This is a genomic window from Singulisphaera acidiphila DSM 18658 (genome assembly GCF_000242455.2).
Classification (GTDB): domain Bacteria; phylum Planctomycetota; class Planctomycetia; order Isosphaerales; family Isosphaeraceae; genus Singulisphaera; species Singulisphaera acidiphila.
This window is the reverse complement of the sequence record NC_019892.1, coordinates 7,956,197-7,978,279: the sequence shown is the minus strand read 5'-3', so window position 1 is coordinate 7,978,279 and position 22,083 is coordinate 7,956,197. Positions and strand designations below refer to the sequence as shown.

Sequence of the window (22,083 nt, the reverse complement as noted above, 5' to 3'; positions counted from 1 at the left end):
ATAGACAGGGAGGGGGCGCACCCTCGATCGATCGGACGGGCCCGAAGAATGGACTTACTTCGACTTCTGTTCGAGGGCCCGCTCCAAGTCATCGAGCGGCATGGAATTCAGATTCCCACCGAGGAGCGCGCTGAGCTGGAGGCCGACCAAAGCCTCGCTCGGACTTTTACCGTCCAAAACCATATTCAAATAAGGTTCGGCACCGACGAGCACGGCTCGCGGCTTACCATGGACAGTCAGCACATACCTGACGGTCTCATTCTCGAGTTCGCGAAGAATGCCCGGAAGGTTTTGGTGCAATTCCCTACTGCCGATGATTCGCACCGGCGAATCGGGTGATTTGTCTACCATAGAATTGCGGCCTCCACCCGGGAAGGGGCGTTTGCCCACGTGAGGCCCGTAGCTAACTCCGCAACTGCGGAGGGAACCGATCGCGATGATCGAAGAGCCAACACGAACCAAGAAAAAACGGCAGGTTTAAGAAAAACCTGCCGAAGCGAGTGGAGGATAGGGGACTTGAACCCCTGACCTCTTGCATGCCATGCAAGCGCTCTCCCAACTGAGCTAATCCCCCGCTTTTCAATCTTTTCTTTCTTTTCGCTCTCAGTCGCACTGACGGAGGTTAATTTATCAGGGCATGGGGCCCGTGTCAACAATCTGGTAGGAACATTGTCTCGGTTTCTCAGGAATGGTCTCTTACCCGCGAATTGATCTGAAAAGGCAGGCCATGCGCAACGAGTCGATGCTGAAGTTTGTTCTGACGAATGATGACGGCTGGGATGCGCCCGGGCTCGTTGCGCTTTACGAGGCGGCTCAGGGGCTGGGTTCGTGTCGCGTGGTCGCCCCCAGCGGTCCCTACTCGGGCTGTGGGCACCGGGTCACCACGCACGAGCCGATCGCGGTTCGCGTGGGTCCCGAGGGACAACAGATTGTCGACGGGACTCCCGCCGACTGTGCTCGGCTCGCGCTCCACCACCTGGTTCCTGACGTCACCTGGTTTCTGTCGGGGATTAACGCGGGGGGGAACCTGGGGACTGACGTCTACCATTCGGGGACGGTGGCCGCAGTCCGCGAAGGGGTGATCAACGGTGTGCCCGGGATCGCCTTTTCCCAGTACATCGCGCGCGGGCGTCCGCTGGATTGGCCGCGGGCTTCGCGATGGGCAGGCCAGGTCCTTCAACGGCTCCTCAAGATGCCTTGGGAACCGGGAACGTTCTGGAACGTCAATCTCCCTCACGCCGAGCCGGGAGGACCGGACCCGGCCATTGTCTTTTGCCCTCTCGATCCGTCGCCGTTACCGTTGCGATACCAAGTGGCGGGGGAGGTCTCCACGTATTCGGGGGACTATCAGACGCGCGCTCGTCAACCGTTCCGCGACGTCGACGTCTGCTTCGGCGGCCGGATCTCGGTCACTCTGCTCCGGTTGGATGGGCTGACTGACAAGGAGTCTGGCCATGGACTGGTGTTCGATGGCGGCGAGGCGTCATAATGAGATAATGGAGAGCGACGCAGCCCGGCCGAGCGGGCTTGCCGATCATCACTACCCTTTTTTTTCATTCAAAGGTATGTCGCCGGTTCCGGCGCGGAGGCGTTGTCGATGTTGACGTGGCGTTGGTTCACCTTGGGTCTTGTCTGCCTGGCCGCCTGTGGCTGCGAGCCGCCGTCGGCGATCGTCTCCTCTGCCCCGCCGGGCACGGATCGCCTACGTAAGCTGCCTGACGAGGAAAAGAACGCACCTGCGGAAGCGCTGGGAGAACAGGCGGCTGCATCTCGTACCGCCGCGAAGGGCGATGTCAAGCCGAAGGAAGCCGCCGAAATACCCCCCGCTCTCCCGACAACCAAGGGGGAAACCAAGACGACGGCTTCCGGCGTGACGTACGAAACTCTCAAGGAAGGGACCGGAGCCGAGGCCAAATCGGGTCAGACGGTTTTGGTCCACTACACCGGCACCCTTGAGAATGGCAATAAGTTCGACAGTTCACGCGATAGCGGAACGCCGTTCAGCTTCACGCTCGGGCAACAGAATGTGATCAAGGGCTGGGACGAAGGGATCCCGGGTATGAAAATCGGTGAGCGGCGCAAGCTGACGATTCCCGCCAGCGCCGGCTATGGCAGCCAGGCTCAGAGGTCAATTCCAGCGAACTCGACCCTGATCTTCGATGTCGAGCTGCTTGGCATCAAATAACCGAGGGGATCGCCGCTTCCTCCCTCTCGGCGGGGTGACCCCGGGGCGTTGGGAAGCGAAGTCTTGTAGGGTAGGCATCAGCCTGCCACCAGTCCAAAAAGAACCGGCAGGCTAAAGCCTACCCTACAAGAACATGAAACGACGTAAGTCGGTCCTTGGGGCTGATTCAGTAGTGGAACCCATTGGCCCGAACGTGAACGAGGGGTTCGGCCTCAAGGTCGAGCAAGCCGCCAGCGACGATTCGGCCGAGGAAGATGCGATGGTCGTCTCCGCTAATCTGGCCGGCGACCTCGACATCAAGGTAGGCCAGTGCAGTGGCGAGTACCGGCCCACCCTGGGCATCGTCGCGGAGTGTAAGACCCTCGAACGCGTCCGCGTCGGGGGCGAACCCGCGACCGAAATGACGGATCAGCGCCTTGCTTCCCGTGGCAAGTTGATTCAGGGTGAATCGGCCGCTGGTTTCGATCCAGTCGCCGACAAAGCGGTCACGCTTGACCGCGACGGTCAGCATCGGCGGTTCGAAACCCGCTTGCTGGACCCAGCTTGCGAGCATCCCCGTGGCCTGGTCGCCTTGGCGGACAGTGAGAATGTAGAGGCCGCTGGGGATTCGGCCCAGCGATTGGCTCAAACCAGTCCCTTCGGGACGCAGATGATCCGCCATGGTGATTTGGTCTCTTTGACGTTTGAGTCGCACCGGCAGACACCCCGGACCGAGGGGCTGAGCGGGAGGCGACAGAGGGCTCTGGATCCGAAAAAGAGGGGAACGTTCCCGAGGGATTGCTCCCACCGCGGTCTTGAGCTAAGTTCGTTGAGATCACACGTCCGCGCGACGTACTAACCCAGCGTAGACCTCGAGTCGTACCGGAGATCGACGCTGCGGGGACCGCATCCACCACGCAGCTCCAACCTGACCCTTGGTCCACGATATCCTATTCCCTCGGGCGGGCAACCCGCCTCGACCATCGAGGAAACGCATGGCAGACGTGTCGAGCAAGCCGAAGCTGAGCGAGATGAAGTATCGGGTCGTGAGCCCATTGGGCAATGGGGCGGGTAGCACAATTCTCTTGATTAGCGACAAGACGGCGGGAGGCAAGCGTTACGCCCTCAAAGTCGTGAAGCGACAGGACGCCGACGACGACATCTACATCGCCCAGGCTCGGGTCGAATACGAGGCGGCTCAGAAGCTCAATCATTCCGCAATCGCCAAGATCTACGACATTCGGACCAAACGTTCGTGGTTCCGGCTCTCCGGAGTCGAACTGCTGATGGAGTACGTCGACGGGAAAACGCTTGACGAACTGGAAGCCCCGGCGATGGACCAGCTCATCCTGGTCTTCAACCAGGTGGTCTCGGCGCTCACCCACATGCATCGCCGTGGGGTCTATCACGGCGACCTGAAACCGTCCAACATCATGCTTTCCAAGACCGGCCAAGTCAAACTGATCGACTTCGGCACGGCCTGGATCAAGGGCGAAGAGAAGAACCGGATCCAGGGGACCCCCCAGTTCATCGCGCCTGAGCAAGTGGCTGAGCGGGTGGTCGACGAACGGACGGATATTTACAACCTGGGCGCGACCATGTACCGCATGTTCACGGGCCGGTTCGTCCAGCAGGGGTTGCCCAAGACCGGTGAATCGGGAAGCCGGAAAATCGCTTCACCGATCCAGATTAATCCCAAGATCCCCGGCACCCTGAACGAGACGATCATGGCCTGCCTCGAGATCAGCCCCGAGCGCCGGCCCGCCGGAATGTTCGAGATCAAGCACCAGTTGGCCGCCGTTGCCAAATACCTTGGGCTTCAGGAAGTCGACCTGAAGGGGGCCGATGACGAGGAGTTCTAGGAGGTGTGGCGGCTGGGCGAATTCTTGATGGATGTTCCGTCCGTTTGCCGCGTTGCCGGCCTGTGTGATCCTGGCTCGTCCGCTCGTTGCGACGCGATCCTGTCGCCAAGCCGACCTTGCCAGTTCGCTCAGGCGCGTCTACCATGAACCGGGTTCGGCGGGGGCTACCGCCACTTCTTTCTGCTCGTCTTCGCCTGGCAAGGAGCCCATGCAGTACAATCCCTCCAATCCGCTGATCGTGCAGGGCGACCGCACGGTCCTTTTGGAAGTCGATAACCCGTTGCACGCTGAGGCCCGCGATGCGATCGCGCCGTTCGCGGAGCTGGAGAAGAGCCCCGAGCACATTCACACGTATCGCCTGACCTCGCTGTCGCTCTGGAACGCTGCGGCTGCCGGCATGACCGCCGATGCGATGATCGACGCGCTTGGGGTTTACAGCAAGTTTCCCTTGCCGCCGAACCTCGGCACTGACCTCCGGGAACTGGTCAGCCGTTACGGACGAGTCACACTCCGGCGGATCGACGGTGTGCTCCGCATGGTCACGGCTGACCAGGCCTTGCTCGAGGAGTTGGCTCGGCAAAAAGGGGTTCGCGACTTTTTGGGCGAGCGGATCGACGCAACGAGCTTCGTGATCGATGATGCGTTTCGGGGGATGCTCAAGCAGGCTCTGATTGGGGTCGGTTACCCGGCCGAGGACCTGGCCGGCTATGCCGAGGGGGCCGATCTCGCTGTCGAAATTCGGGAAATCGCGCGGAGCGGGCTCCCGTTCAAGGTTCGCGACTACCAGCGGGGGGCGGTCGACGCCTTTCACGCGGGAGGCGATGCGCGCGGGGGTTCGGGGGTCGTTGTCTTGCCCTGCGGTGCGGGTAAAACGATCGTTGGGCTTACCGCCCTGGCCGCACTCAAGAAGAACACGCTTGTCTTGACCACCAGTACCACGGCCGTCGAACAGTGGAAGCGCGAGATCCTCGATAAGACGGACCTCGACGACTCGATGGTGGCCACCTACACCGGCGACTCGAAGGCGATTGCGCCCGTCACCCTGGCCACTTACCAGATCGTCACCTATCGGCCGAAGAAGGATGGCGACTTTCCGCATTTCTCCCTGTTTAACCAGCGGGACTGGGGCCTGATCATCTATGACGAGGTCCACTTGCTCCCCGCTCCTGTCTTCCGGGTCACGGCCGATATCCAGGCACGCCGCCGGCTTGGCCTGACCGCGACGCTTGTCCGCGAGGATAACCGCGAGGAAGACGTCTTTAGTCTGATCGGACCCAAGAAGTTCGACGTGCCGTGGCGGGTCCTCGAGTCGAAGGGGTGGATTGCCGAAGCCCAGTGTCATGAGGTGCGCCTGGGACTTCCCGGCGACGCCCGCATGGAGTATGCGGTGGCCGAATGGCGCGACAAGTTCCGCCTGGCGAGCGAGAATCCGTCGAAGGATGACCTGGTGGCCCTGCTGCTGGACGAGCACGATGGGCCCGACGATCGCGTCCTGGTCATCGGCCAGTACCTCAAGCAGCTTCGCCGCATCGCGGCGCGGTTCGACGTGCCGCTGATCACCGGGCAGACGTCCAACTCGGAACGAGAAGACCTGTACGGTCGGTTCCGTCGTGGCGACATCCGTCGGCTCGTCCTCTCCAAAGTCGGCAATTTCGCGATCGACCTACCCGACGCCAATGTGATGATTCAGGTTTCGGGAACGTTCGGGAGCCGTCAGGAAGAAGCCCAGCGGCTGGGCCGGATCCTTCGACCCAAGGAGGGGGAGGTTCCCGCCAGTTTCTATTCTCTTGTGACCCGCGACACTCGAGAGATGGATTTTGCCCACCATCGTCAGCTCTTCCTCACCGAACAGGGGTATAGCTACGAGATTCTTGACGAATCCGATATCGTTGCTCGCGCGTCGACGGCATCGAAGTCTTAATGCCATCTCTCCTGAGGCTGATCTTGGCCTCAGGAAAGGCGTGGAGTCTTCGGAGGGAATGTTTCCTTCCGAGGACCGTTTTGCTTGAGTTGAACTCCGTTTGGGAGAGCCAGCGATGCCAGCCCCGTCCGCGCGAATCCCAGTCAAGCTCCATAAGCATGTGGCCCTGATCCGCACCGCGGAACCGGTCCTCGCGGAGGAGTTGCTGGCGCGGAAAACGCTGGCTCGTATGGTCGCCGGACGGCTCTCCGAGACCGTGCTGCTGGTCCACTCGGAAGAGGAAGAGGGCATTATCGAGGAGCTGCGGCGGATGGGGCATACCCCTCGAGTCGTTCGCTGAGGGTAACGCGACGATGGCCGATGATGCTCCGGACCGGGAAGAAAACGAATCGACGACTTCAGAGGGTGCCGTACTGGTACCTGTAGTCGTTACCCCCCCGTTAACCGCCTACCTGCGTGCGCTCGAGCGTTACGAAGGAATCCGGCTCTTCGAGATTCACCGCGCACTCGGCCTGGCTGACCCGGGGACGAAGCCTCGGGCCCTGCCCGGAGTCATCACCGAGCGACTCGCGGAACTGCGGTTCGCGGAGCGGATTCTGGCTTCCCTCGAACCCGGCCTGCGACTGGCGGCGAGCCTGTTCATGCTCACGGAGACGACCTCGTGGTCGTTCAACGGGCTGTTTCATGCGCTCACTTGCTTGGGAATTGAGCCCACCCCGACAGTCCATCGATTACTTGAGCTGGGCCTGCTGGCGATCGAGCTGGCGGAAGGCAACTTCACCAATGATCTCGCGCGGCTGATTGAGCGTGGCGACATGGTCGGAGCGCGCTTCCTCGCACATCCTTCGGTGCTCGGCGCTTCGAGAACGGTCCTGCCGGAGAAGAAGCTCACGCCGCATTCGGGAACGGTGGTCAGGATCCGCGAGACCGACGGACTCGAACCTATCCTGCGCTTGGCCGCAATCTGGCAGCGGGTCGACGCCGGCCCATTACGGCGCACTCAGCACGGGACGCTTTACAAACGCGATCGAGATCGGCTCGAGGACGATCCGGTGCTCGCCGGCCCAATCGCCGATGCCCTGGAACCGCTCCCCGACATGGCGGCATTCTGGTTGGCCCTGTCTCGTGGCGTCAGCCTGCTCGTCGACGAAGAGAACAGCGATCGGGTTGTGGCGGCCCCGCCAGGCTTCTGGGCGGAGAATGCGATTCACTTGCCGCAGATGGTGGCCACCCGCTGGCTCGCGCTGCGGACCTGGCACGAGCAGGGGGGGATGCAGCAGGACGGGAGCACGGTCGAGCTGGCCTTGCCCTTTCTCAGGCCGGTCGTCCTGCTCTGGCTCGCCACCCTCGCCGAAGACGAATGGGTTGCGCTCGACGACTTCGATGCCCAGCTTCGCGAATTGCTGCCCGACTGGGATCGGGCCGGCTTCTTGGAAGAACCGGCGGCGAACCCCGCCGCGCGTGCCAAGGCCGTCCGTGCCGCCAAATCCGCCCGACCGGCACGCGAGAGTCGAAACGAAGAACGAGGAGCGGAACCCGCGGTCCTCGAATCGCTCCTGCTCGGCGCTGGCTATCAACTTGGCCTGGTCAGGGCCGCCGTGGACGGGGCGGACGGCCGAGCGATCGTCCAGCTCTCCGCACTCGGGCGGTATATCCTGGCGCTGGGGCCACCGCCACCGCCCCGGCCCACGTTCGAGCACTTCCTCTACGTCCAGCCCAACTTTGAGATCATCGCTTATCGCCAAGGACTGACCCCGCCTCTGATCGGGCAGTTCAGTCGGTTCGCTCTCTGGTCGCAAGTCGGTGCCGCCCTGGAACTCAAGCTGACTCCCGAGTCGGTCTATCGAGGGCTCGAAGGGGGACTCACCCCCCCCGAGATGCTCGATCGCCTGGCGCGGCATAGCCAGCGCGTGTTGCCCGCCGGCGTTTCCGAAGCCGTGCGCACCTGGGCCGGCCGTCGCGAGCGAATCACCTACTATGCGTCGGCGACGCTGGTCGAGTTTGCCACGAAGGAAGACCTCGAAAAGGCTCTGGCTCAGTGGCCCGAGTCAAAAGGCGTGGCGCCGATTGCGATCTCCGACCGGCTCTTACTGGTGGAGGATGACTCCTCGATTCCATTCCAGCGGCTCCGGCTCGCCGGCGCTCGCGACTATCGACGATCGCCGGAGGCCTGCCTCGAAGTTGAAGCCGATGGTGTGACTCTCTCGCTCGACTTGTCCCGTTCCGACCTTCTGGTCGATGCCGAGCTCGTCCGGTTCGCCGACGAGCTCCCCCTGGATCCGGCCACCGGAACGCCCGGCAACCCGCGCCGACGGTTCGTGATCTCTCCTGCCTCGATCGCGCGCGGAGTCGCCAACGGGATGACTTCGTCCACCTTGTCGCACTGGTTCACCCGCCGGACCGACGCCGACATTCCGCCCGCCGTCCGGTTACTGCTCCTGGCGAACCAGTCACGCGTACCCCCCTTGAGCACGAGCCGTCCGCTCGTCCTCCACGCGCCGTCGGCCGATCTCATCGATGGCCTGGTGCAGCATCCGAGCACGCGCAGCCATCTTGGCGAACGACTTGGACCGACCTCCGTCGTTGTCCCCGACGAGGAACTCGAGGCGTTCCGGATCGCTCTCGACCGACTCGGTCTTGCGATTGCCGATCCTTTGGTCGTGAAAGAACCGGAGATTCCCAGTCGTCCGGCTGGGGCGAGCCTTCGGTCACCCAAACGGAAGTGAGGTTCATTGCAGCCCCTCTGGGACTGCAATGAGTTTTGATTTGAGTGTTTGTTGCTTTCAGGGTTCCGCGATTATCTCAGCAGTCTCCGGAGCGCTTTGCCGGAAACACTTCGGGGAACCTCGGCGACGAATTCAACGGAGCGGGGCAGCTTGAACGATGCCAGTTCCGGCCTCAGGTAATCCAGAACGCCTTCGGGGGTCCAGGCGTGGTCGGGTTTCAGGGCGATATAAGCCTTGACCACTTCGCTGAGGTTGAGGTCGGGAATACCGACCACCACGGCGTCGGCAACGGCCGGGTGGCGGTGGAGGACCTCCTCGACGTCGCGCGGATAGACCTTCTCGCCGCCGACGTTGATCATGTCCTTCACGCGATCGACGATGAAGACGTAGCCGTCGTCGTCGATTTTGACGATGTCGCCGGTCTTGAACCAGCCGTCGCTGGTGAAGACTTCGGCTGTCATTTCGGGTTTTCCGAAATAGCCTGCGGTGATCGCCGTCCCTTGGGCCCAGAGTTCACCTACGGCGCCTGGCGGTAGCGCGTTGCCCTCGGCATCGACCACCTTGAGGATCGTGTCGCCCATGGCTCGGCCGCACGAGCCGGGTCGCATCTCGGTGGAGGGAGTGGTGGTGATGACCGGGCTGGTCTCGGTCAGGCCGTACGACTCGGCGTAGCCGACCTTCCAGAGTCGCCTCATCGTTTCGATCAACTCCAGTGGCATCGGCGCCGCGGCACAGAGGACAACGCGCAGGCTGTCCAGACTGCGCTGAGGGATACTCGGCGATTTGCTCATGTAGTTGACCATGGTCGGAACGCCGAGCATGATCGTGGGGCGGGTCGTTTCGATCAGGTCGAGTGTGGGCTCGGTGCGGTATCGTCGCGGCACGATGGCGGTCGCTCGCGCGACGAAGCTGCCCAGGAGTCCGTTGATCAGGCCCCAACAGTGGAAGAGGGGAGCCGCGATCAGGAGCCGGTCGTCGGCCGTGAAATGAACCCTCGCAAAGTTTGTGGCGTTGTCGATGATGTTGCGGTGCGAGAGCATGACCCCCTTGGCAAAGCCGGTCGTCCCCGACGTGTAGAGTAAGCTCGCCAGCGTCTCCGGTGCCAGTTCGAGCGTCTTGAAGTCGCTTGGCGAACCTTCCAGGGCTGTGTTGAACGATTCCAGTCCCTCATCTTTGTCCTCGGTGACATCGTCGTCGCCTGACAGCAGGGTCTGACAAGTCCCAAGTCCGTCGCGGACTGCTTGCAGCGCCTGCCAGCGGGTCGGATCGGTCACGAGGAGAAATGCGTTGGAGTCGGAAACGACGAGCCGAACCTCTTCGGGTTTGAGCGATGCGTTGACCACGTTGGGTACGACACCTGCTCTCAAGGCCCCCATGTAGGCAACGATCAACTCGGGGCTGCTTTCGAGGAAAATCGCGATGACGTCTCCCGGGCGGACGCCTCGTTGCCCCAGCAGATTGGCAAACTGCCCGGTCAGGCGTTCGAGTTCCCGATAGGTGACGGTCCGCCCCTCGAAGACAAACGCAGGGTGGTCGGGACGCTCGTGAGCGGCTGCGGTCAGCAGATTGGCAACGTTCATTTGGAATTTTCCCTTCCCTGATCTCGGCATTCGCACGATGGTCGAGGAACAGGTCACGCGGGGCATTTGAGGCTTTGATCTCCGGGATCTTACGACGGCCTGGAGATTCGATTACGATGCCCGACAGTTCGGCCGCTGGAGGCAGTCGCGCGGAGTCAGACCGACGATCCCCGGCGGCCCAAACTCACCAAACTCTTTCACTCTCTTGGGAACATGCCGAGGATGAACACCGTGTTGACGACCCGACGACCCAGGTTCCGCCCTGAAACGATCGCGCTCTCCGCCGTCTTGTTCGCTGTGATATTGGGCTGGGCTTCACGAGAGTATGCCTTCGCTCAGTCGAAGGCCGTCGCCCGCTCGCAGACGGTACCGCTCGATCAGGTCAAAATGAACGAATACAGCTACGAAGGGAAGCCGGTCGGCCAGGTTGGAGTCTACCTCGAAGGTGATACTCCCAGGAGTTCGAAGTTTGTCACCGGTCGGTTCGTTCTCGAACCGGGGCAGACGCCGCATGCGCCTCACACCCACGTCGAAGAGGAAGTCATGGTCATCGAGAGCGGCCAGGGCGAGATCTTCTGCGATGGGAAGACCACGAAGGTCGGGCCGGGTTCGGTCATGTTCACGACACCCAATGACCCGCACGGCATCGTCAACACCGGTAAGACGCCGATTGTCTTCTACTTCATCAAATGGGCAAGCAAAGACGCGAAGTGACGTCTCTCGCAGTCGCACGGGCGGCCCGCCCGTGCGACTGGAAGACTTGCTTCCTGCGTTTCGAATCCGAAGGCGGTCCGCTCACCATTTGCCCGGATGGAATCCCAATGGGCGGCCCGTTCACGCTTTGCTTTTACGAACTCATCTGCAGTAGCTTGTTCATGCGCTGAACGATGTCGCTCAAGTCCTTTTTGGGCACTTCGGCGGTGATCCAACCTTGGTAGCCCACCTCGATCAGCGCTTCGCGGACGGCCGGCCAGTCGATCTCACCTTCACCGAGAAGGTAGCCAAATCGCCGGTCCTTCTGGTATTCCTTGATGTGAATCTTGAGGATTCGCTTGCCGAGTTCGCGGATCCATTCCTGCGGGTAGCCGAATTCGACCACGTTGCCGACGTCGAAGTAGGCGCCCACCCAGGGGCTCTCGAATTCATCGATGTAACGCGCGAATTCGAGGGGGCTGAGCAGGAACTTGTTCCAGACTTCTTCAATCGCGATCTTGATCCCGTGCTTCTCGGCGTCGGGGATCAGCTTGCGGATGTTCTCCTGCGACCGCTTGTAGGCGTCGCGATAGGAGACGTGCTTGGTGACGACGGCCGGGACGACCAGGACGGTCGTTCCGCCGTACGCCTTGCAGTCGACCATCTCCTGGCGGATCGCTTCCAGGCCGATCTCAACGACCTTGGGGTCGGGGTCGGAAAGCGTTTGTTGCCAGTGCTTCGTGCCGCTGACGCCGTGGATGATCAGACCGGTCTTGTCGCGAGCGCGGAGCACTTCGTCGCGGTCGAGCTCCGTGGGGCTGAGCAGCTCAACCCCTTGGAAGCCGGCGGCCTTGAGAGCTTCGAAGTCGGGAAGAATGGGACCCTTGGTGGTCCCGAGCATGAATGCCTTCTTCCAAGCGGGAGCGGCTCCGTCCGCCGCAAGGGCCGGAACGCCCATCGTCGCGGCGGCGATCGTGGCTCCGGTGCCTTTCAAAAACGACCTGCGGTCGATCATCGTCAGCGCTCCTCCGCTCGTACTCTGGAATTGTCGTCCCCCGGGATCAACCCCGGGGGTCTTCCAGAATAGGATGCGCGGGGCGACCAATCTAGACCGTCGCGATTCTCATCCCTGGCCGGCGAGTTCCGTGAGCTTGATGTCGAGCAACTCGCCGACGAGTGCGGGGTCGGCCTTCCCTCCGGTCTGCTTCATGACCTGGCCGCGAAGGAACCCCTTGACCGCCTCGGGCTTCTTCTTGCCCCCCTTGAGGTCTTCAACGGCCTTGGGGTTGGCTTGCAGCGCTGCCTCGACGGCCGCAGCAATGGCATCACGGTCGGAGACCATGCCATAGCCGCCGGCCGCGATGACCTTGTCGACCGGGTCGCCCGTTTCGATCAAGGCGGCCAGGACCTCGCGCCCTTGGTTCGTGTTCAGCTCTTTCCGCTTGACCCGGTTGATCAGGTCGGCCAACACAGCGGGGGTTACGGGGAACTCGGCGAGAGTCTGTTTCTTCTCCTTGATGATCCGCAGGACCTCCTGCTGGACCCAGTTACTCGCCAGCTTGTATTCGTCGGTCGCTTTGGCGACGGCGTCGAAGTAGTCGGCCACATCCTCGCCCTGCTCGACCAGGACGTTGGCGTCGTAGGCCGAGAGGCCGTAATCGGTCTCGAACCGTTGCCGGCGTCGGGAGGGGAGTTCGCCGATCGAGGCGCGAACGCGCTCGATCCAGGCCTCATCGACGACCACGGGCACAAGGTCGGGCTCGGGGAAATAGCGATAGTCGGCCGCGCTCTCCTTGCGGCGCTGGGGCTTGGTCGCGCCGTCGGGTTCGCTCCAGCCTCGCGTTTCCTTGTGGGCGTCGTGGATCGTCAGGCCGTCTTCTTTCCACTGGCGGAACTGCCGCTCCGCTTCGTAGGCCAGGGCCCGCTCAACCGATCGGAAACTGTTTAGGTTCTTGATTTCGACAATCGGTGTGGCCACCGTCTTGCCGTCGACGTCGATGTGCAGGTTGATGTTCGCATCGCAACGAAGGCTCCCCTCCTGCATTTCGCAGTCGGAGACGCCCAGGTAGCGGAGCGTGAGCCGTAGCTCTTCGAGAAGGGCCTTGGCGTCTTGGGGGTTGCGGAGGTCGGGCTCGGTCACGATCTCCATCAGCGGGATGCCGGCGCGGTTCAAGTCGACTTCCGAGAACCCGGAGTTGCCGTGAGTCAGCTTGCCCGTATCCTCTTCGAGGTGAACGCGCGTTAGGCGGCACCGGCCTCCCCCCGAGCCATCCTTCTGGACCGGGATCTCGAGCCAGCCGTGGCGGCTGAACGGGAGGTCGTACTGGCTGATCTGATAGTTCTTGGGGAGGTCGGGATAGTAATAATTCTTGCGGTCCCACTTGGTGAATGGCGTGATCTCGGCGTTGAGCGCGACGGCCGTCTTGAGGGCGAGCTCGAACGCCTTGCCGTTCATGACGGGCAAGCTGCCGGGGAGACCGAGCGAGACCGGGTCGGTCTGCGTGTTCGGCGGGAGGCCGAACTCGGTTCCGCACGACGAGAACATCTTGCTCTCGGTGTGAAGTTGGACGTGGACTTCCAGGCCGATGATAATCGTGTAATCCATGTGCCGCCTGCCTTGGAATCGCTTCGTTGTACGTGTTGAGGAGCCGAGAGAGTCATCGCGCTGCCGGCGGCCGTCGTGTGTGCCAGTCGGTCGATCGCTCGAAAACGCGGGCGGTTCGCAGGAGGTTTTCCTCGGCGAAGGCCGGCGCGAGCAACTGGAGACCGATCGGCAGACCCGAGGCGGTCGAGCCGCAGGGGATGCTCAAGCCGGGGATTCCGGCCAGGTTGGCCGTGATCGTGTAGATATCGGACAGGTACATGGCCAGCGGGTCGGCCGTTCGCTCGCCGAGTTTGAACGCCGCCGTGGGGGAGGTTGGTCCGATCAGTACGTCGACATCTTTGAAAGCAGTGTCGAAGTCGTTGCGGATCAGGCGCCTGACCTTCAAGGCCTGGTTGTAGTACTGGTCGGCATAGCCGGCCGAGAGGGCGAACGTGCCGAGCATGATCCGCCGCTTGACCTCGGCTCCGAAGCCTTCGGCCCGGCTGGCCATCATCATCCGGATCAAGGGGGGCAAGTCTTCCTCGCCGGGGAATTTCGCCGAGAAGTCCTCCGCGCGATGGCCGTAGATCGTGCCGTCGTAGCGTGAGAGGTTGCTCGAGCACTCGGCGGGTGCAACCAGGTAGTAGGCGGGGACGCCGAACTTGGAGTGGGGGAGCGAAACCTCCTTGATCGTGGCCCCGGCCTTCTCGTAAACCCGGATCGCCTCGCGGACGGCCGCCTCGACTTCGGGGTCGAGCCCTTCGCTGAAGAACTCACGGACGATGCCGATGCGTAGCGTTTCCGGCGGAGTGTCCAGGGTGGCCGAGTAGTCGGGCACCGGCGCATCAACGCTCGTCGAGTCGTGCGGGTCGCGTCCCGAGATCACCTTGAGCAAGAGGGCGGCGTCGGCCAGGTCGTGAGCGAACGGCCCGACCTGATCGAGCGAGCTGGCGTAGGCGATCAGGCCGTACCGGCTCACCCGGCCGTAGGTCGGCTTGAGGCCAACCACGCCGCAGAGCGCCGCGGGCTGGCGGATCGAGCCGCCGGTGTCGGTGCCGAGGGAGAGGGGGGCGAGGTCGGCGGCGATGGCGACGGCCGAGCCTCCGGAGGATCCCCCGGGGATCCGCTCCTCATCCCACGGGTTGCGGGTCGGCCCGTAGGCACTGTTCTCGGTGGATGAGCCCATCGCGAATTCGTCCATGTTCGTCTTGCCGAACAGGATCGCGCCGGCTGATTTGAGCCGGGCGATGACGGTCGCGTCGTAGGGGGGGCGGAAGTTCTCGAGCATCCGGCTCCCGCACGTCGTCGGCTCACCGTTGACGCAGAGCACGTCTTTGATGGCGACCGGCAAGCCTCCGAGGGGGCCGACCGGCTCACCGGCCTGCCGACGCGCGTCGATCGCCTTGGCCTGGGCGAGCACGGCGTCGCGATCGAGGTGGACGAACGCGTTGAGCCGTTGGAGCTCATCGGCGCGTTGTAGGTAGCCGCCGACGAGTTCTTCGGAGGTGATTTTCCCCGCGTTCAACTGGGAGATCCATTCGCATGCGGTCGTGCGAGTCAGGTCCATCAGCGGTCGATCCTGGGGGCGGGGTGAAGGAGATTAGGCGGCGAAAGACGCTTATTCGAGCACGGCCGGCACAAGGAAGCTGTCCGTGTTCCGCTTGGGGGCGTTCGACAGCGCGGCCTCTCTCGCAAGCGAAGGTCCGCGCACGTCCTCGCGGAAGACATTGCGGACCTCGACGCCGTGAGCCAAAGGCTCGACGTTTGTCGTATCCAGCTCCTGGAGCTGCGCCACAAACTCCACGATCGAGTTGAGCTGGCCGGTGAACGTTTCCAGTTCGGCCGGACTCAACCGCAGCCGGGCAAGCAGGGCGACCTGAGCCACCTCGTCGATCGACAATGCCATGGGCCGACGAATCCTCGGAAAAAAGAGGGATCATACGCGGTGCTGGGCTGGCCCCTATCGTGGGGCCGACTCTGGCCGCGCCGTCCGGAAGGTGAGATCCGCAGCGTCCCGCATTTCAAAAAACAAAACAAAAGGGGCCGCCGACACGTCGTCAGTGTGCCAGATCGACGGCGATCCTTCAAGGTTCGTGATCCTGGTGCGAGCGACCTGTTTGACGAAGAGTGAGGACCTCCTCTATGATTTTCCCTGACCCGTGAAGGGTCACGATGTCGGTGTCTTCTCATTCGCTAAGGTTAAGTCACATCATGATTCAGGGTCCAGTAGCGATCATCTTGGCGGCCGGCCATGGCAAACGGATGAAGTCGGAAAAGGCCAAGGTGCTTCACGAGGTCTGCGGCCAGCCGATGATTCATTACGTGGTCGAGGCTGCCCGCCAGGCGGGGGCCAAGACGATCATCGTCGTGGTGGGCTATGGTGCCGATCAGGTTCGCTCGGCCTTGGCGGACGAACCCGACATTCTGTTCGCAACCCAGACACGCCAACTCGGTACCGGCGACGCCGTGAAAGCGTGCCACGCGCTCCTCGAAGATTACCAAGGCCCCGCCCTGGTTCTGGTTGGGGATGAACCGTTGGTCCGTCCCCAACCGCTCGCCGACCTCCTCAGCCGTCAGCATGGGGATGCGGCCGCCTGCTTGCTTGGCACTGCCATCGTGCCCGACCCGACCGGCTTCGGTCGGATCTTGCGCGACTCGGCCGGGCGGTTTCTCCGGATCGTCGAGCAACGCGACTGCAACGCGGAAGAGAAGCAAATCTCGGAGGTCAACCCAAGCTGCTACGTGTTCGACCTGCCTGGTCTCTGGGATGCTCTCGATAAGCTCGACACCAGCAATGCCCAGGGCGAGTACTACCTGACCGATGCCCCGGCCTGGCTCCAGTCGATGGGCCGGAAGGTGGTCGCGCTCCCGGTCCTCGACGCGGACGACATCCTTGGCGTCAACACGCGGCAGCACCTGGCGCAGGCCCACGCCATCATGCAGGCGAGGATCCAGGACCATTGGATGACCGAAGGGGTCAGCATCGTCGACCCACGGAATACGTATATCGACGGCCGGGTCACGATCGGACCCGACACGGTCATCTTCCCCTTCTCGGTGGTGAGCGGGACGGTGAAGATCGGGGCCCAATGCCGGATCGGCCCCTTCGCCCATGTGCGCGACGGGACGGTGTTGGATGACGGAGCCGAAGTGGGTGCTTTCGTCGAAGTGAACCGCTCACATTTCGAGAGCGGAGCCCGGGCACGGCACCTCGCCTACCTGGGCGATGCCCACCTCGGGGCGAACACCAACATCGGCGCGACGGCCGTGACGGCGAATTTCGATGGCCGCCAGAAACACCGAACGACCATCGGCGCGAATGCGATGATCGGGTCGGGAGCGATTCTCGTGGCACCGGTGACGATCGGGGAAGGTGCCACGATCGGCGCCAACGCCGTGGTCACCAAGGGGCAGGAGGTAGCCGATGGCCAGACCGTCGCCGGAATTCCCGCGCGACCGCTCTCGAATCGGTCCTGACCGTTCTCAGCCCAGCTGAAACTAACTCGTCGCACGGCCGGCCCGGCCGTGCTTTTTTTTTACGAACGACTCGCAAATCGGCTAAAACACCGGTGATTCCCGAGATCGACGTTTCCAATCTGCCAGCAGCACCCTGGCCGATTCCCTTGGCAAAATGGGGCGGGTCTGATAGGCTAAAGCTAAAGGAAAAAGCGTGTTATGACGATTCGATTGCCAAAAGACGTGGAAAGTTCCATCAACGCGGAAGTGCTTAGCGGGCATTTCGCATCGGTAGACGACGCCATTGCCGAAGCATGGCGGACCTTCCTCCGTCAGAAGCCGCACGCACAGCACCCGACCGGGCTAGGCTCAATCGGTGCCATGCGGGATGCGGCCGATGAATTGGACGAAGCGGTTGAACATGCCATGAACCTACGGCAGCAGCCTTGGAGAATTCCGGCCAGTGAATAAGGCCCTGCTCGACACCGACACCTATTCGGAAATCCTTAAGGCTGTCAACCCGGCCATCGCACAGAATGCCGTAACCTACCGACAGCAAAATCGGGTGTTGTCGGTGTCAGCCATCACGGTGATGGAAATTGTTTATGGCTTCCAGCGGGTGCAGAATGTCCGTCGTTTGCAAGACTTCCTCACCGCCGTCGCTTTGGAGGAAGTGCTTGAGTTCGAGCGGAACACCACCGAGCTGGCGGGCCGCATCGCCGGTGACCTGGACCGTACCGGGCAGACCATTGGCAAAGCCGATCCGATGATTGCCGCCGTCGCCTTACAGCACGGCTTAGAACTGGTAACCGGCAATACGGCCCATTACCAGCGAATCCAGCAACTTGGGTATTCGCTCACGCTGGTCAACTGGCGGTAACTTTGCCGTTTGTCATCTGAGTCGTCGAAACAAGCGGCGGAGTTCTTAGCGTTTCCGTGGATCCTTGTTTTTTTGGGGATCAACCCGCGAATCGGATTCCTCAAAAGGCCTTGCGACTATCGAGGAGGAGGGTCACCGGCCCGTCGTTGACGAGTTCGACCTTCATCATGGCGCGAAAGACGCCGGTGGCGACGTTGAGCCCGGTGGCGGCGACTCGATCGACGAAGTAACGATAGAGTCGGTCGGCTTCGACTGGCTCAGCGGCTTCGGTGAAGCTGGGCCGCCGGCCTCCACGACAGTCACCGAGCAGGGTGAACTGGCTCACCACGAGCACGCTCCCCCCTATGTCGGAGACGCTGAGATTCATCTTGCCCTGAGCATCCTCGAAGGCGCGAAGGTTGACGATCTTGTCGGCCAGCCGGTCGGCGTCGCCGTCGGAATCGCCCTGGGCCACGCCGAGGAGGACCAGCCAACCCGGCCCGATCTCACCGACCCGTTTGCCTTCGACATCGACTGAGGCCCGACTCACTCGCTGCAAGACCGCACGCATTCGCCTGTTGCTCCGTAGTAACGAAAATCTGGCCCCGAGGCACTATACCGTTTCGGTGCCGTGTCAGGACCTAACACTCATTTGTGTGGCCGATTTCGACTTTCGGTGGTAGGCTGACAGCGACAAGTCGGTGCGCAGGCCGAGTTGGGGTTTCGGCTCGTTCAGGGAGGCGGCGGAGGCGCTTGTTGACGTGTCGAGACATGTTCGGCTGCGGGTTGGAGTGGTCGGCTTGGGCCGGCTCTGGGAGGCTCGGCACAAACCGGCCCTGATGCGACTCAGGGACCGGTTCCAGGTGACGGCGCTGTACGACCAGGTCCTTCGGCGCGCGGAGATCGAGGCGGCCCAGCTCGGCTGTGCGGCGGTCGAGGGGCTCACGGCCCTGATCGAGCGTTCGGACGTCGACGTGGTCTATTTACTCACCCCACAGTGGTTCGGACTCCATCCGATCGAGATCGCGTGCGCCTGTCGGAAGCCGGTCTATTGTGCCTTACCGCTGGCGAGTGAACCGGAAGAGCTTGAGGCGCTGGCGGCGCTGGTGGAGGCGAGCGGCATTGCGTTCATGCCCGAATTCGCCCGCCGATTCTATCCGGCCACACTTCGGCTCCGGGAATTGCTGGCCACTTCGCTGGGCGCTCCCCGGCTGATCCTCGGGCAGAATCGTCTCTTCGGGTTCGATCGGTACGGCCAGCCGGGCCCGACGAATCAGATTGCCCCGGCCCCGTTGATGATCGATCCGGGGAGCTACCTCCTCGATTGGTGCTGTTTTCTCTTCCAGGCCGAGCCCAGCAAGGTGCAAGGCTTTGAGGGGACGATTATTCCCTCTGAGAGTGAGAAGGGGACCGGCCCTGACTTCGAGAGCTTCGTGGCCGAGTTCGCCAATGGAGCGATGGTTCAGATCTCATTCGGGCGGTATGATCGAACCATCTGGGGGGAGGCGAGCCGCTTCTTGCCGCAACCCGGTTTTCAGGTCTACGCCGAGCGTGGCGCGGCCTGGCTGGAGCTCCCCGAGCGAATCCAGTGGTCGGACGCTGAAGGGACGCACGAGGAACGGCTCCCCCTGGAGCCCACTGTCGGTGATGTGCTCAACGAGCAGTTTCACCGGCTCGTGCAGGGCGAGCCCTCACTCGCTCCCACCATTCGCGACGCGCTTTCCGTCGCCCGACGGGTGAGCGACCTGAGGCAGAGCCAGCGCGAGCATCGCATGATCGTCCGACCGCCGCGCCTTTGAGGAGAGGAGCTGTTCCAGGGATGGATCCGAACATCACGATGCCCAACCCGGACTCCGCCGGAAGTTGCGACCCACTCCCGCCTGGTCCCGCCCCGCGTTGGTGTATCGTCGTGGTCGTTCTGGCCGGACTACTGGGGCTTGGCTTACTCGCCGATTCGATCGCCGCCAGCTCGGCCAGCTACGATGAGGTCGCCTACCTCAAGGTGGCGGCTCGGTGGTGGCGGACCGGTGAGCAGGACGAGATTTCGCGAATGGGGTCTCCGCTCGTCTTCTGGAAGCTCCAGCAGGCCCCGTTACTCTGGATTCTCGACCACTCGGGACATCGCAATTGGGTCGATGATCCCCTTGAATTCCAGAGCCGCTTGCTTCCGCTCGCTCGTCTCAGCTCCCTCTGGATCTGGGCCGTCGCCTGGAGCTTGACGGTGGTTTGGAGCCGCCTGCTCTACGGGCCCAGGGCGATGGCCCTGGCCGCCTTGCTCTTCGTGCTTAGCCCCAACCTGCTGGCGCACGGCGCATTGATTACCATGGAGATGCCGCTCACCGCCTGCACGACCGGCCTGTTCTTGCTCTTCTGGCGGTTTCTCCAGGCCGGCGACCGGCGCGCCTTCTGGGGGGCTGCCGCCTTGGCCGGGCTCGCCATGTCGTGCAAATACACGACGGTGATTATCCCTCCGATGCTCGGCCTCATCTGGTGGGTTGACCGGTGGCGGAGCGGTGAGCGTCAACCCGTGCGGTTGACGTTCGAGGTGGCGCGCGGGATGTCGGGCTTCCTTGTCGTCATGGGGCTCGCGAATTTGATTGTCACCGGCTTCGCCGTTCTCCCGCTCGGTCTCCCTCAGGCCGAACATCGCACGCTCAAGCAGGTGGTCGGCGCGACGCTCCGGCCGTGGGTCGATCCTGCCATGCAGCTTCCGATTCCCGAGGAACTGGTTGGGTTCGCCAACCAGTTGGTTCGCCAGCGGGAGGGGGGGCCGAGCTATCTCTTCGGTGAACGGCGGATGACCGGGTGGTGGTACTACTACTTCGTGGCCTTGGCCGTGAAGGTTCCCCTGACGGTCGGGCTACTCTTCCTGGGGCGCGGACTGCTCCTGCGCCGATCGCTTGCCGCGAACAATCACTCGTGGATGCTCCCCACGATCATCGCCTTATTCATGGCCATTACGGCTGCCGGTTCGTCGCGTAATTACGGCCTCCGTTACCTGCTGCCCCTGGCCCCACTTGCGATCGTTTGGGTGTCTGGCCTCCTCGAGGGGAGCCGACGGGCGCGGACTCTGGCGGTGATCGGGGTGCTCGGCCAAGCGGTCGCCGTGTTCGGGATTCATCCCCATGAACTGACCTACTTCAACGCGATCGCCGGCGGGCCGACCGGGGGGAGGCGGATCCTGGCCGACTCCAACCTCGATTGGGGGCAGGGCCTCAAGTCGCTGGTTCGACTTCAGCGAGCGGAGCCCGCCCTGGCCGACATGACGCTCTATTACTTCGGTGACACGGCCCCCCGGCATTATGGCGTGGCCGGCACACACTACCTGATCAGTGCGGTGTCGGTGCCCGAAAATCTCCCGGCGAAGTTGAGTGCTGGGACCGAATTTCTGGCCGTCTCGGCCTCGCTCCAGTGGGGTCCATGGGGCCCTGACGATTATTTCCAGGAGCTCCGGGGCCTGACGCCGGTCAGGATGACCGACGATCAAACGATCGCGATCTACCGGGCACGCGACCTGCCCGAGGCTTCATCAGTATCGCACTAACGGGCAGGGACTTGGGGGGGCCTTTTTTTGTGGGGGGAACGATCAATACAGGTCGAGGCCGCGTGAGAGGCGGTCTTCGAGTCCGTCGGCGGCTTCGGCGATGCGGCGAACCAGGCCGGTCGCGTCGATCTGTCCGGTCGACCCACAGGCGATGTTCTCGGTGACGACGAAATATTCTTCGCCACGGAGGACTTTGATCGCGAAATGCCCCTCGACGCTTCGCGCGTTGAGTTTGAGCAGGATCCTGGTGTCGCGGTCATTGGCCGGTCCACAGACCGAGACGAGCGAGAGGATCGAACGGCCTTCGGGATCGGTTCCCGCATAGCCCAGGTAGACGGCCTGACGCCGATCGAGCTGTAAGGGGACCGTCAGCCGCCAACCGTGGCTCGAGGGACTTGCCTCGAAACCGCAGCGCTGGGCGATTTCTTGGATCAGGCGGGACGCATCGGCGTCGGCCGGCTCGGGAGCTTCGTAAGGACCGAGAGCATCAAGACCGGCCTCGGCGTCGGGGGCGGTCGCTCCGAGCGGGAGCCCGCAACCCACGCAGAAGCGGTTGGAATAGTGGTTGCCCAAGGTGCAGCGGGCACAGGCGATGGTCGACGACGACATTGGAGTGAGATGCTCCCCGCTCGACGAAAACGAAGGAGGAAGAGCCACCTTTTTGCGAGTCGTGAAGGTGGCTTCCTCCGGTCGG

21 protein-coding genes and 1 tRNA gene are annotated in these 22,083 nt (G+C 62.7%); 12 read left to right on the top strand and 10 right to left on the bottom strand.

The window, feature by feature from the left end; genetic code table 11:
* Positions 1-54: 54 nt before the first annotated feature.
* Together SINAC_RS31115 and SINAC_RS31110 are read right to left on the bottom strand one after the other, a co-directional pair.
* Positions 55-351: a type II toxin-antitoxin system prevent-host-death family antitoxin gene (locus SINAC_RS31115; RefSeq protein ID WP_015249516.1), complete on the bottom strand. Its 297-nt coding sequence runs from the start codon at positions 349-351 to the stop codon at positions 55-57.
* Positions 352-501: 150 nt separating this feature from the next.
* Positions 502-574: transfer RNA gene (locus SINAC_RS31110), tRNA-Ala, on the bottom strand.
* 153 nt (positions 575-727) lie between these two features.
* Between SINAC_RS31110 and surE the strand changes: the two genes are divergently transcribed.
* Together surE and SINAC_RS31100 are read left to right on the top strand one after the other, a co-directional pair.
* On the top strand, positions 728-1,489 hold the full coding sequence (gene surE, locus SINAC_RS31105) for a 5'/3'-nucleotidase SurE (protein WP_015249515.1): 762 nt from the start codon (positions 728-730) through the stop codon (positions 1,487-1,489).
* Between the two features lie 108 nt (positions 1,490-1,597).
* Positions 1,598-2,185, top strand: a complete 588-nt coding sequence (locus tag SINAC_RS31100; protein WP_015249514.1) for an FKBP-type peptidyl-prolyl cis-trans isomerase — start codon at positions 1,598-1,600, stop codon at positions 2,183-2,185.
* A gap of 166 nt (positions 2,186-2,351) precedes the next feature.
* Here SINAC_RS31100 and SINAC_RS31095 read toward each other — a convergent pair whose 3' ends face one another.
* A complete protein-coding gene (locus SINAC_RS31095) occupies positions 2,352-2,846 on the bottom strand; it encodes a flavin reductase family protein (RefSeq protein WP_020466358.1) in 495 nt (164 codons plus the stop codon).
* A 313-nt stretch (positions 2,847-3,159) separates the two neighbouring features.
* Here SINAC_RS31095 and SINAC_RS31090 point away from each other — a divergent pair, with 313 nt between their 5' ends.
* The 4 genes from SINAC_RS31090 to SINAC_RS31075 all read left to right on the top strand — a co-directional run bounded on the left by SINAC_RS31090 (position 3,160) and on the right by SINAC_RS31075 (position 8,673).
* Positions 3,160-4,026: a serine/threonine protein kinase gene (locus SINAC_RS31090; protein ID WP_015249513.1), complete on the top strand. Its 867-nt coding sequence runs from the start codon at positions 3,160-3,162 to the stop codon at positions 4,024-4,026.
* Positions 4,027-4,234: 208 nt separating this feature from the next.
* On the top strand, positions 4,235-5,947 hold the full coding sequence (locus SINAC_RS31085) for a DNA repair helicase XPB (protein ID WP_015249512.1): 1,713 nt from the start codon (positions 4,235-4,237) through the stop codon (positions 5,945-5,947).
* A gap of 115 nt (positions 5,948-6,062) precedes the next feature.
* Positions 6,063-6,287, top strand: coding sequence for a hypothetical protein (locus SINAC_RS31080; RefSeq protein WP_015249511.1), 225 nt, complete (start codon positions 6,063-6,065; stop codon positions 6,285-6,287).
* Between the two features lie 13 nt (positions 6,288-6,300).
* Complete coding sequence (locus SINAC_RS31075; RefSeq protein ID WP_015249510.1) at positions 6,301-8,673, top strand: helicase-associated domain-containing protein; 2,373 nt, start codon at positions 6,301-6,303, stop codon at positions 8,671-8,673.
* A gap of 71 nt (positions 8,674-8,744) precedes the next feature.
* Here SINAC_RS31075 and SINAC_RS31070 read toward each other — a convergent pair whose 3' ends face one another.
* A complete protein-coding gene (locus SINAC_RS31070) occupies positions 8,745-10,253 on the bottom strand; it encodes a class I adenylate-forming enzyme family protein (RefSeq protein WP_015249509.1) in 1,509 nt (502 codons plus the stop codon).
* 222 nt (positions 10,254-10,475) lie between these two features.
* On the opposite strand from SINAC_RS31070, the gene SINAC_RS31065 reads away from it, so the two are divergent.
* Complete coding sequence (locus tag SINAC_RS31065; RefSeq protein ID WP_015249508.1) at positions 10,476-10,967, top strand: cupin domain-containing protein; 492 nt, start codon at positions 10,476-10,478, stop codon at positions 10,965-10,967.
* A 133-nt stretch (positions 10,968-11,100) separates the two neighbouring features.
* Here the strand turns inward: SINAC_RS31065 and SINAC_RS31060 are convergent, their stop codons facing one another.
* From SINAC_RS31060 to gatC, 4 genes are all read right to left on the bottom strand, one after another.
* Positions 11,101-11,961, bottom strand: a complete 861-nt coding sequence (locus SINAC_RS31060; RefSeq protein ID WP_015249507.1) for a TIM barrel protein — start codon at positions 11,959-11,961, stop codon at positions 11,101-11,103.
* A gap of 108 nt (positions 11,962-12,069) precedes the next feature.
* Positions 12,070-13,551 carry an Asp-tRNA(Asn)/Glu-tRNA(Gln) amidotransferase subunit GatB gene (gatB, locus tag SINAC_RS31055; RefSeq protein WP_015249506.1) on the bottom strand — a complete coding sequence of 494 codons (1,482 nt, stop codon included), beginning with the start codon at positions 13,549-13,551 and terminating at the stop codon, positions 12,070-12,072.
* 52 nt (positions 13,552-13,603) lie between these two features.
* The gene (gene gatA / locus SINAC_RS31050) at positions 13,604-15,097 is read right to left on the bottom strand and encodes an Asp-tRNA(Asn)/Glu-tRNA(Gln) amidotransferase subunit GatA (RefSeq protein WP_015249505.1); all 1,494 of its coding nucleotides are present in this window, start codon (positions 15,095-15,097) and stop codon (positions 13,604-13,606) included.
* 51 nt (positions 15,098-15,148) lie between these two features.
* Positions 15,149-15,436 carry an Asp-tRNA(Asn)/Glu-tRNA(Gln) amidotransferase subunit GatC gene (gene gatC, locus SINAC_RS31045; RefSeq protein ID WP_015249504.1) on the bottom strand — a complete coding sequence of 96 codons (288 nt, stop codon included), beginning with the start codon at positions 15,434-15,436 and terminating at the stop codon, positions 15,149-15,151.
* 305 nt (positions 15,437-15,741) lie between these two features.
* On the opposite strand from gatC, the gene SINAC_RS31040 reads away from it, so the two are divergent.
* The 3 genes from SINAC_RS31040 to SINAC_RS31030 all read left to right on the top strand — a co-directional run bounded on the left by SINAC_RS31040 (position 15,742) and on the right by SINAC_RS31030 (position 17,866).
* On the top strand, positions 15,742-17,007 hold the full coding sequence (locus SINAC_RS31040) for a bifunctional UDP-N-acetylglucosamine diphosphorylase/glucosamine-1-phosphate N-acetyltransferase GlmU (protein ID WP_015249503.1): 1,266 nt from the start codon (positions 15,742-15,744) through the stop codon (positions 17,005-17,007).
* 198 nt (positions 17,008-17,205) lie between these two features.
* Positions 17,206-17,457: a hypothetical protein gene (locus SINAC_RS31035; RefSeq protein ID WP_015249502.1), complete on the top strand. Its 252-nt coding sequence runs from the start codon at positions 17,206-17,208 to the stop codon at positions 17,455-17,457.
* A complete protein-coding gene (locus SINAC_RS31030; RefSeq protein ID WP_015249501.1) occupies positions 17,450-17,866 on the top strand; it encodes a PIN domain-containing protein in 417 nt (138 codons plus the stop codon). The genes SINAC_RS31035 and SINAC_RS31030 overlap by 8 nt, the downstream gene beginning before the upstream one ends.
* 100 nt (positions 17,867-17,966) lie before the next feature.
* Here the strand turns inward: SINAC_RS31030 and dtd are convergent, their stop codons facing one another.
* On the bottom strand, positions 17,967-18,416 hold the full coding sequence (gene dtd / locus SINAC_RS31025) for a D-aminoacyl-tRNA deacylase (protein ID WP_015249500.1): 450 nt from the start codon (positions 18,414-18,416) through the stop codon (positions 17,967-17,969).
* A 190-nt stretch (positions 18,417-18,606) separates the two neighbouring features.
* Here dtd and SINAC_RS31020 point away from each other — a divergent pair, with 190 nt between their 5' ends.
* Positions 18,607-19,644, top strand: a complete 1,038-nt coding sequence (locus SINAC_RS31020) for a Gfo/Idh/MocA family protein (RefSeq protein WP_237722601.1) — start codon at positions 18,607-18,609, stop codon at positions 19,642-19,644.
* A gap of 20 nt (positions 19,645-19,664) precedes the next feature.
* Positions 19,665-21,389, top strand: coding sequence for an ArnT family glycosyltransferase (locus SINAC_RS31015; protein ID WP_015249498.1), 1,725 nt, complete (start codon positions 19,665-19,667; stop codon positions 21,387-21,389).
* A gap of 42 nt (positions 21,390-21,431) precedes the next feature.
* On the opposite strand, the gene SINAC_RS31010 is transcribed toward SINAC_RS31015, so the two are convergent.
* Positions 21,432-21,998 (bottom strand): hypothetical protein, encoded by a 567-nt coding sequence (locus SINAC_RS31010; protein ID WP_015249497.1) that lies wholly within the window; start codon positions 21,996-21,998, stop codon positions 21,432-21,434.
* Positions 21,999-22,083 lie beyond the last annotated feature (85 nt).

What these genes read in the sequence shown, in the direction of transcription:
- SINAC_RS31115 (WP_015249516.1), bottom strand. Translation starts at nt 351, where the DNA reads ATGGTAGACAAATCACCCGATTCGCCGGTGCGAATCATCGGCAGTAGG.
- SINAC_RS31090 (WP_015249513.1), top strand. Translation starts at nt 3,160, where the DNA reads ATGGCAGACGTGTCGAGCAAGCCGAAGCTGAGCGAGATGAAGTATCGG.
- SINAC_RS31035 (WP_015249502.1), top strand. Translation starts at nt 17,206, where the DNA reads ATGACGATTCGATTGCCAAAAGACGTGGAAAGTTCCATCAACGCGGAA.
- gatA (WP_015249505.1), bottom strand. Translation starts at nt 15,097, where the DNA reads ATGGACCTGACTCGCACGACCGCATGCGAATGGATCTCCCAGTTGAAC.
- SINAC_RS31015 (WP_015249498.1), top strand. Translation starts at nt 19,665, where the DNA reads ATGGATCCGAACATCACGATGCCCAACCCGGACTCCGCCGGAAGTTGC.
- SINAC_RS31070 (WP_015249509.1), bottom strand. Translation starts at nt 10,253, where the DNA reads ATGAACGTTGCCAATCTGCTGACCGCAGCCGCTCACGAGCGTCCCGAC.
- gatB (WP_015249506.1), bottom strand. Translation starts at nt 13,551, where the DNA reads ATGGATTACACGATTATCATCGGCCTGGAAGTCCACGTCCAACTTCAC.
- SINAC_RS31010 (WP_015249497.1), bottom strand. Translation starts at nt 21,998, where the DNA reads ATGTCGTCGTCGACCATCGCCTGTGCCCGCTGCACCTTGGGCAACCAC.
- SINAC_RS31100 (WP_015249514.1), top strand. Translation starts at nt 1,598, where the DNA reads ATGTTGACGTGGCGTTGGTTCACCTTGGGTCTTGTCTGCCTGGCCGCC.
- dtd (WP_015249500.1), bottom strand. Translation starts at nt 18,416, where the DNA reads ATGCGTGCGGTCTTGCAGCGAGTGAGTCGGGCCTCAGTCGATGTCGAA.
- SINAC_RS31080 (WP_015249511.1), top strand. Translation starts at nt 6,063, where the DNA reads ATGCCAGCCCCGTCCGCGCGAATCCCAGTCAAGCTCCATAAGCATGTG.
- SINAC_RS31095 (WP_020466358.1), bottom strand. Translation starts at nt 2,846, where the DNA reads ATGGCGGATCATCTGCGTCCCGAAGGGACTGGTTTGAGCCAATCGCTG.
- SINAC_RS31065 (WP_015249508.1), top strand. Translation starts at nt 10,476, where the DNA reads ATGAACACCGTGTTGACGACCCGACGACCCAGGTTCCGCCCTGAAACG.
- SINAC_RS31060 (WP_015249507.1), bottom strand. Translation starts at nt 11,961, where the DNA reads ATGATCGACCGCAGGTCGTTTTTGAAAGGCACCGGAGCCACGATCGCC.
- surE (WP_015249515.1), top strand. Translation starts at nt 728, where the DNA reads ATGCGCAACGAGTCGATGCTGAAGTTTGTTCTGACGAATGATGACGGC.
- SINAC_RS31085 (WP_015249512.1), top strand. Translation starts at nt 4,235, where the DNA reads ATGCAGTACAATCCCTCCAATCCGCTGATCGTGCAGGGCGACCGCACG.
- SINAC_RS31040 (WP_015249503.1), top strand. Translation starts at nt 15,742, where the DNA reads ATGATTCAGGGTCCAGTAGCGATCATCTTGGCGGCCGGCCATGGCAAA.
- gatC (WP_015249504.1), bottom strand. Translation starts at nt 15,436, where the DNA reads ATGGCATTGTCGATCGACGAGGTGGCTCAGGTCGCCCTGCTTGCCCGG.
- SINAC_RS31075 (WP_015249510.1), top strand. Translation starts at nt 6,301, where the DNA reads ATGGCCGATGATGCTCCGGACCGGGAAGAAAACGAATCGACGACTTCA.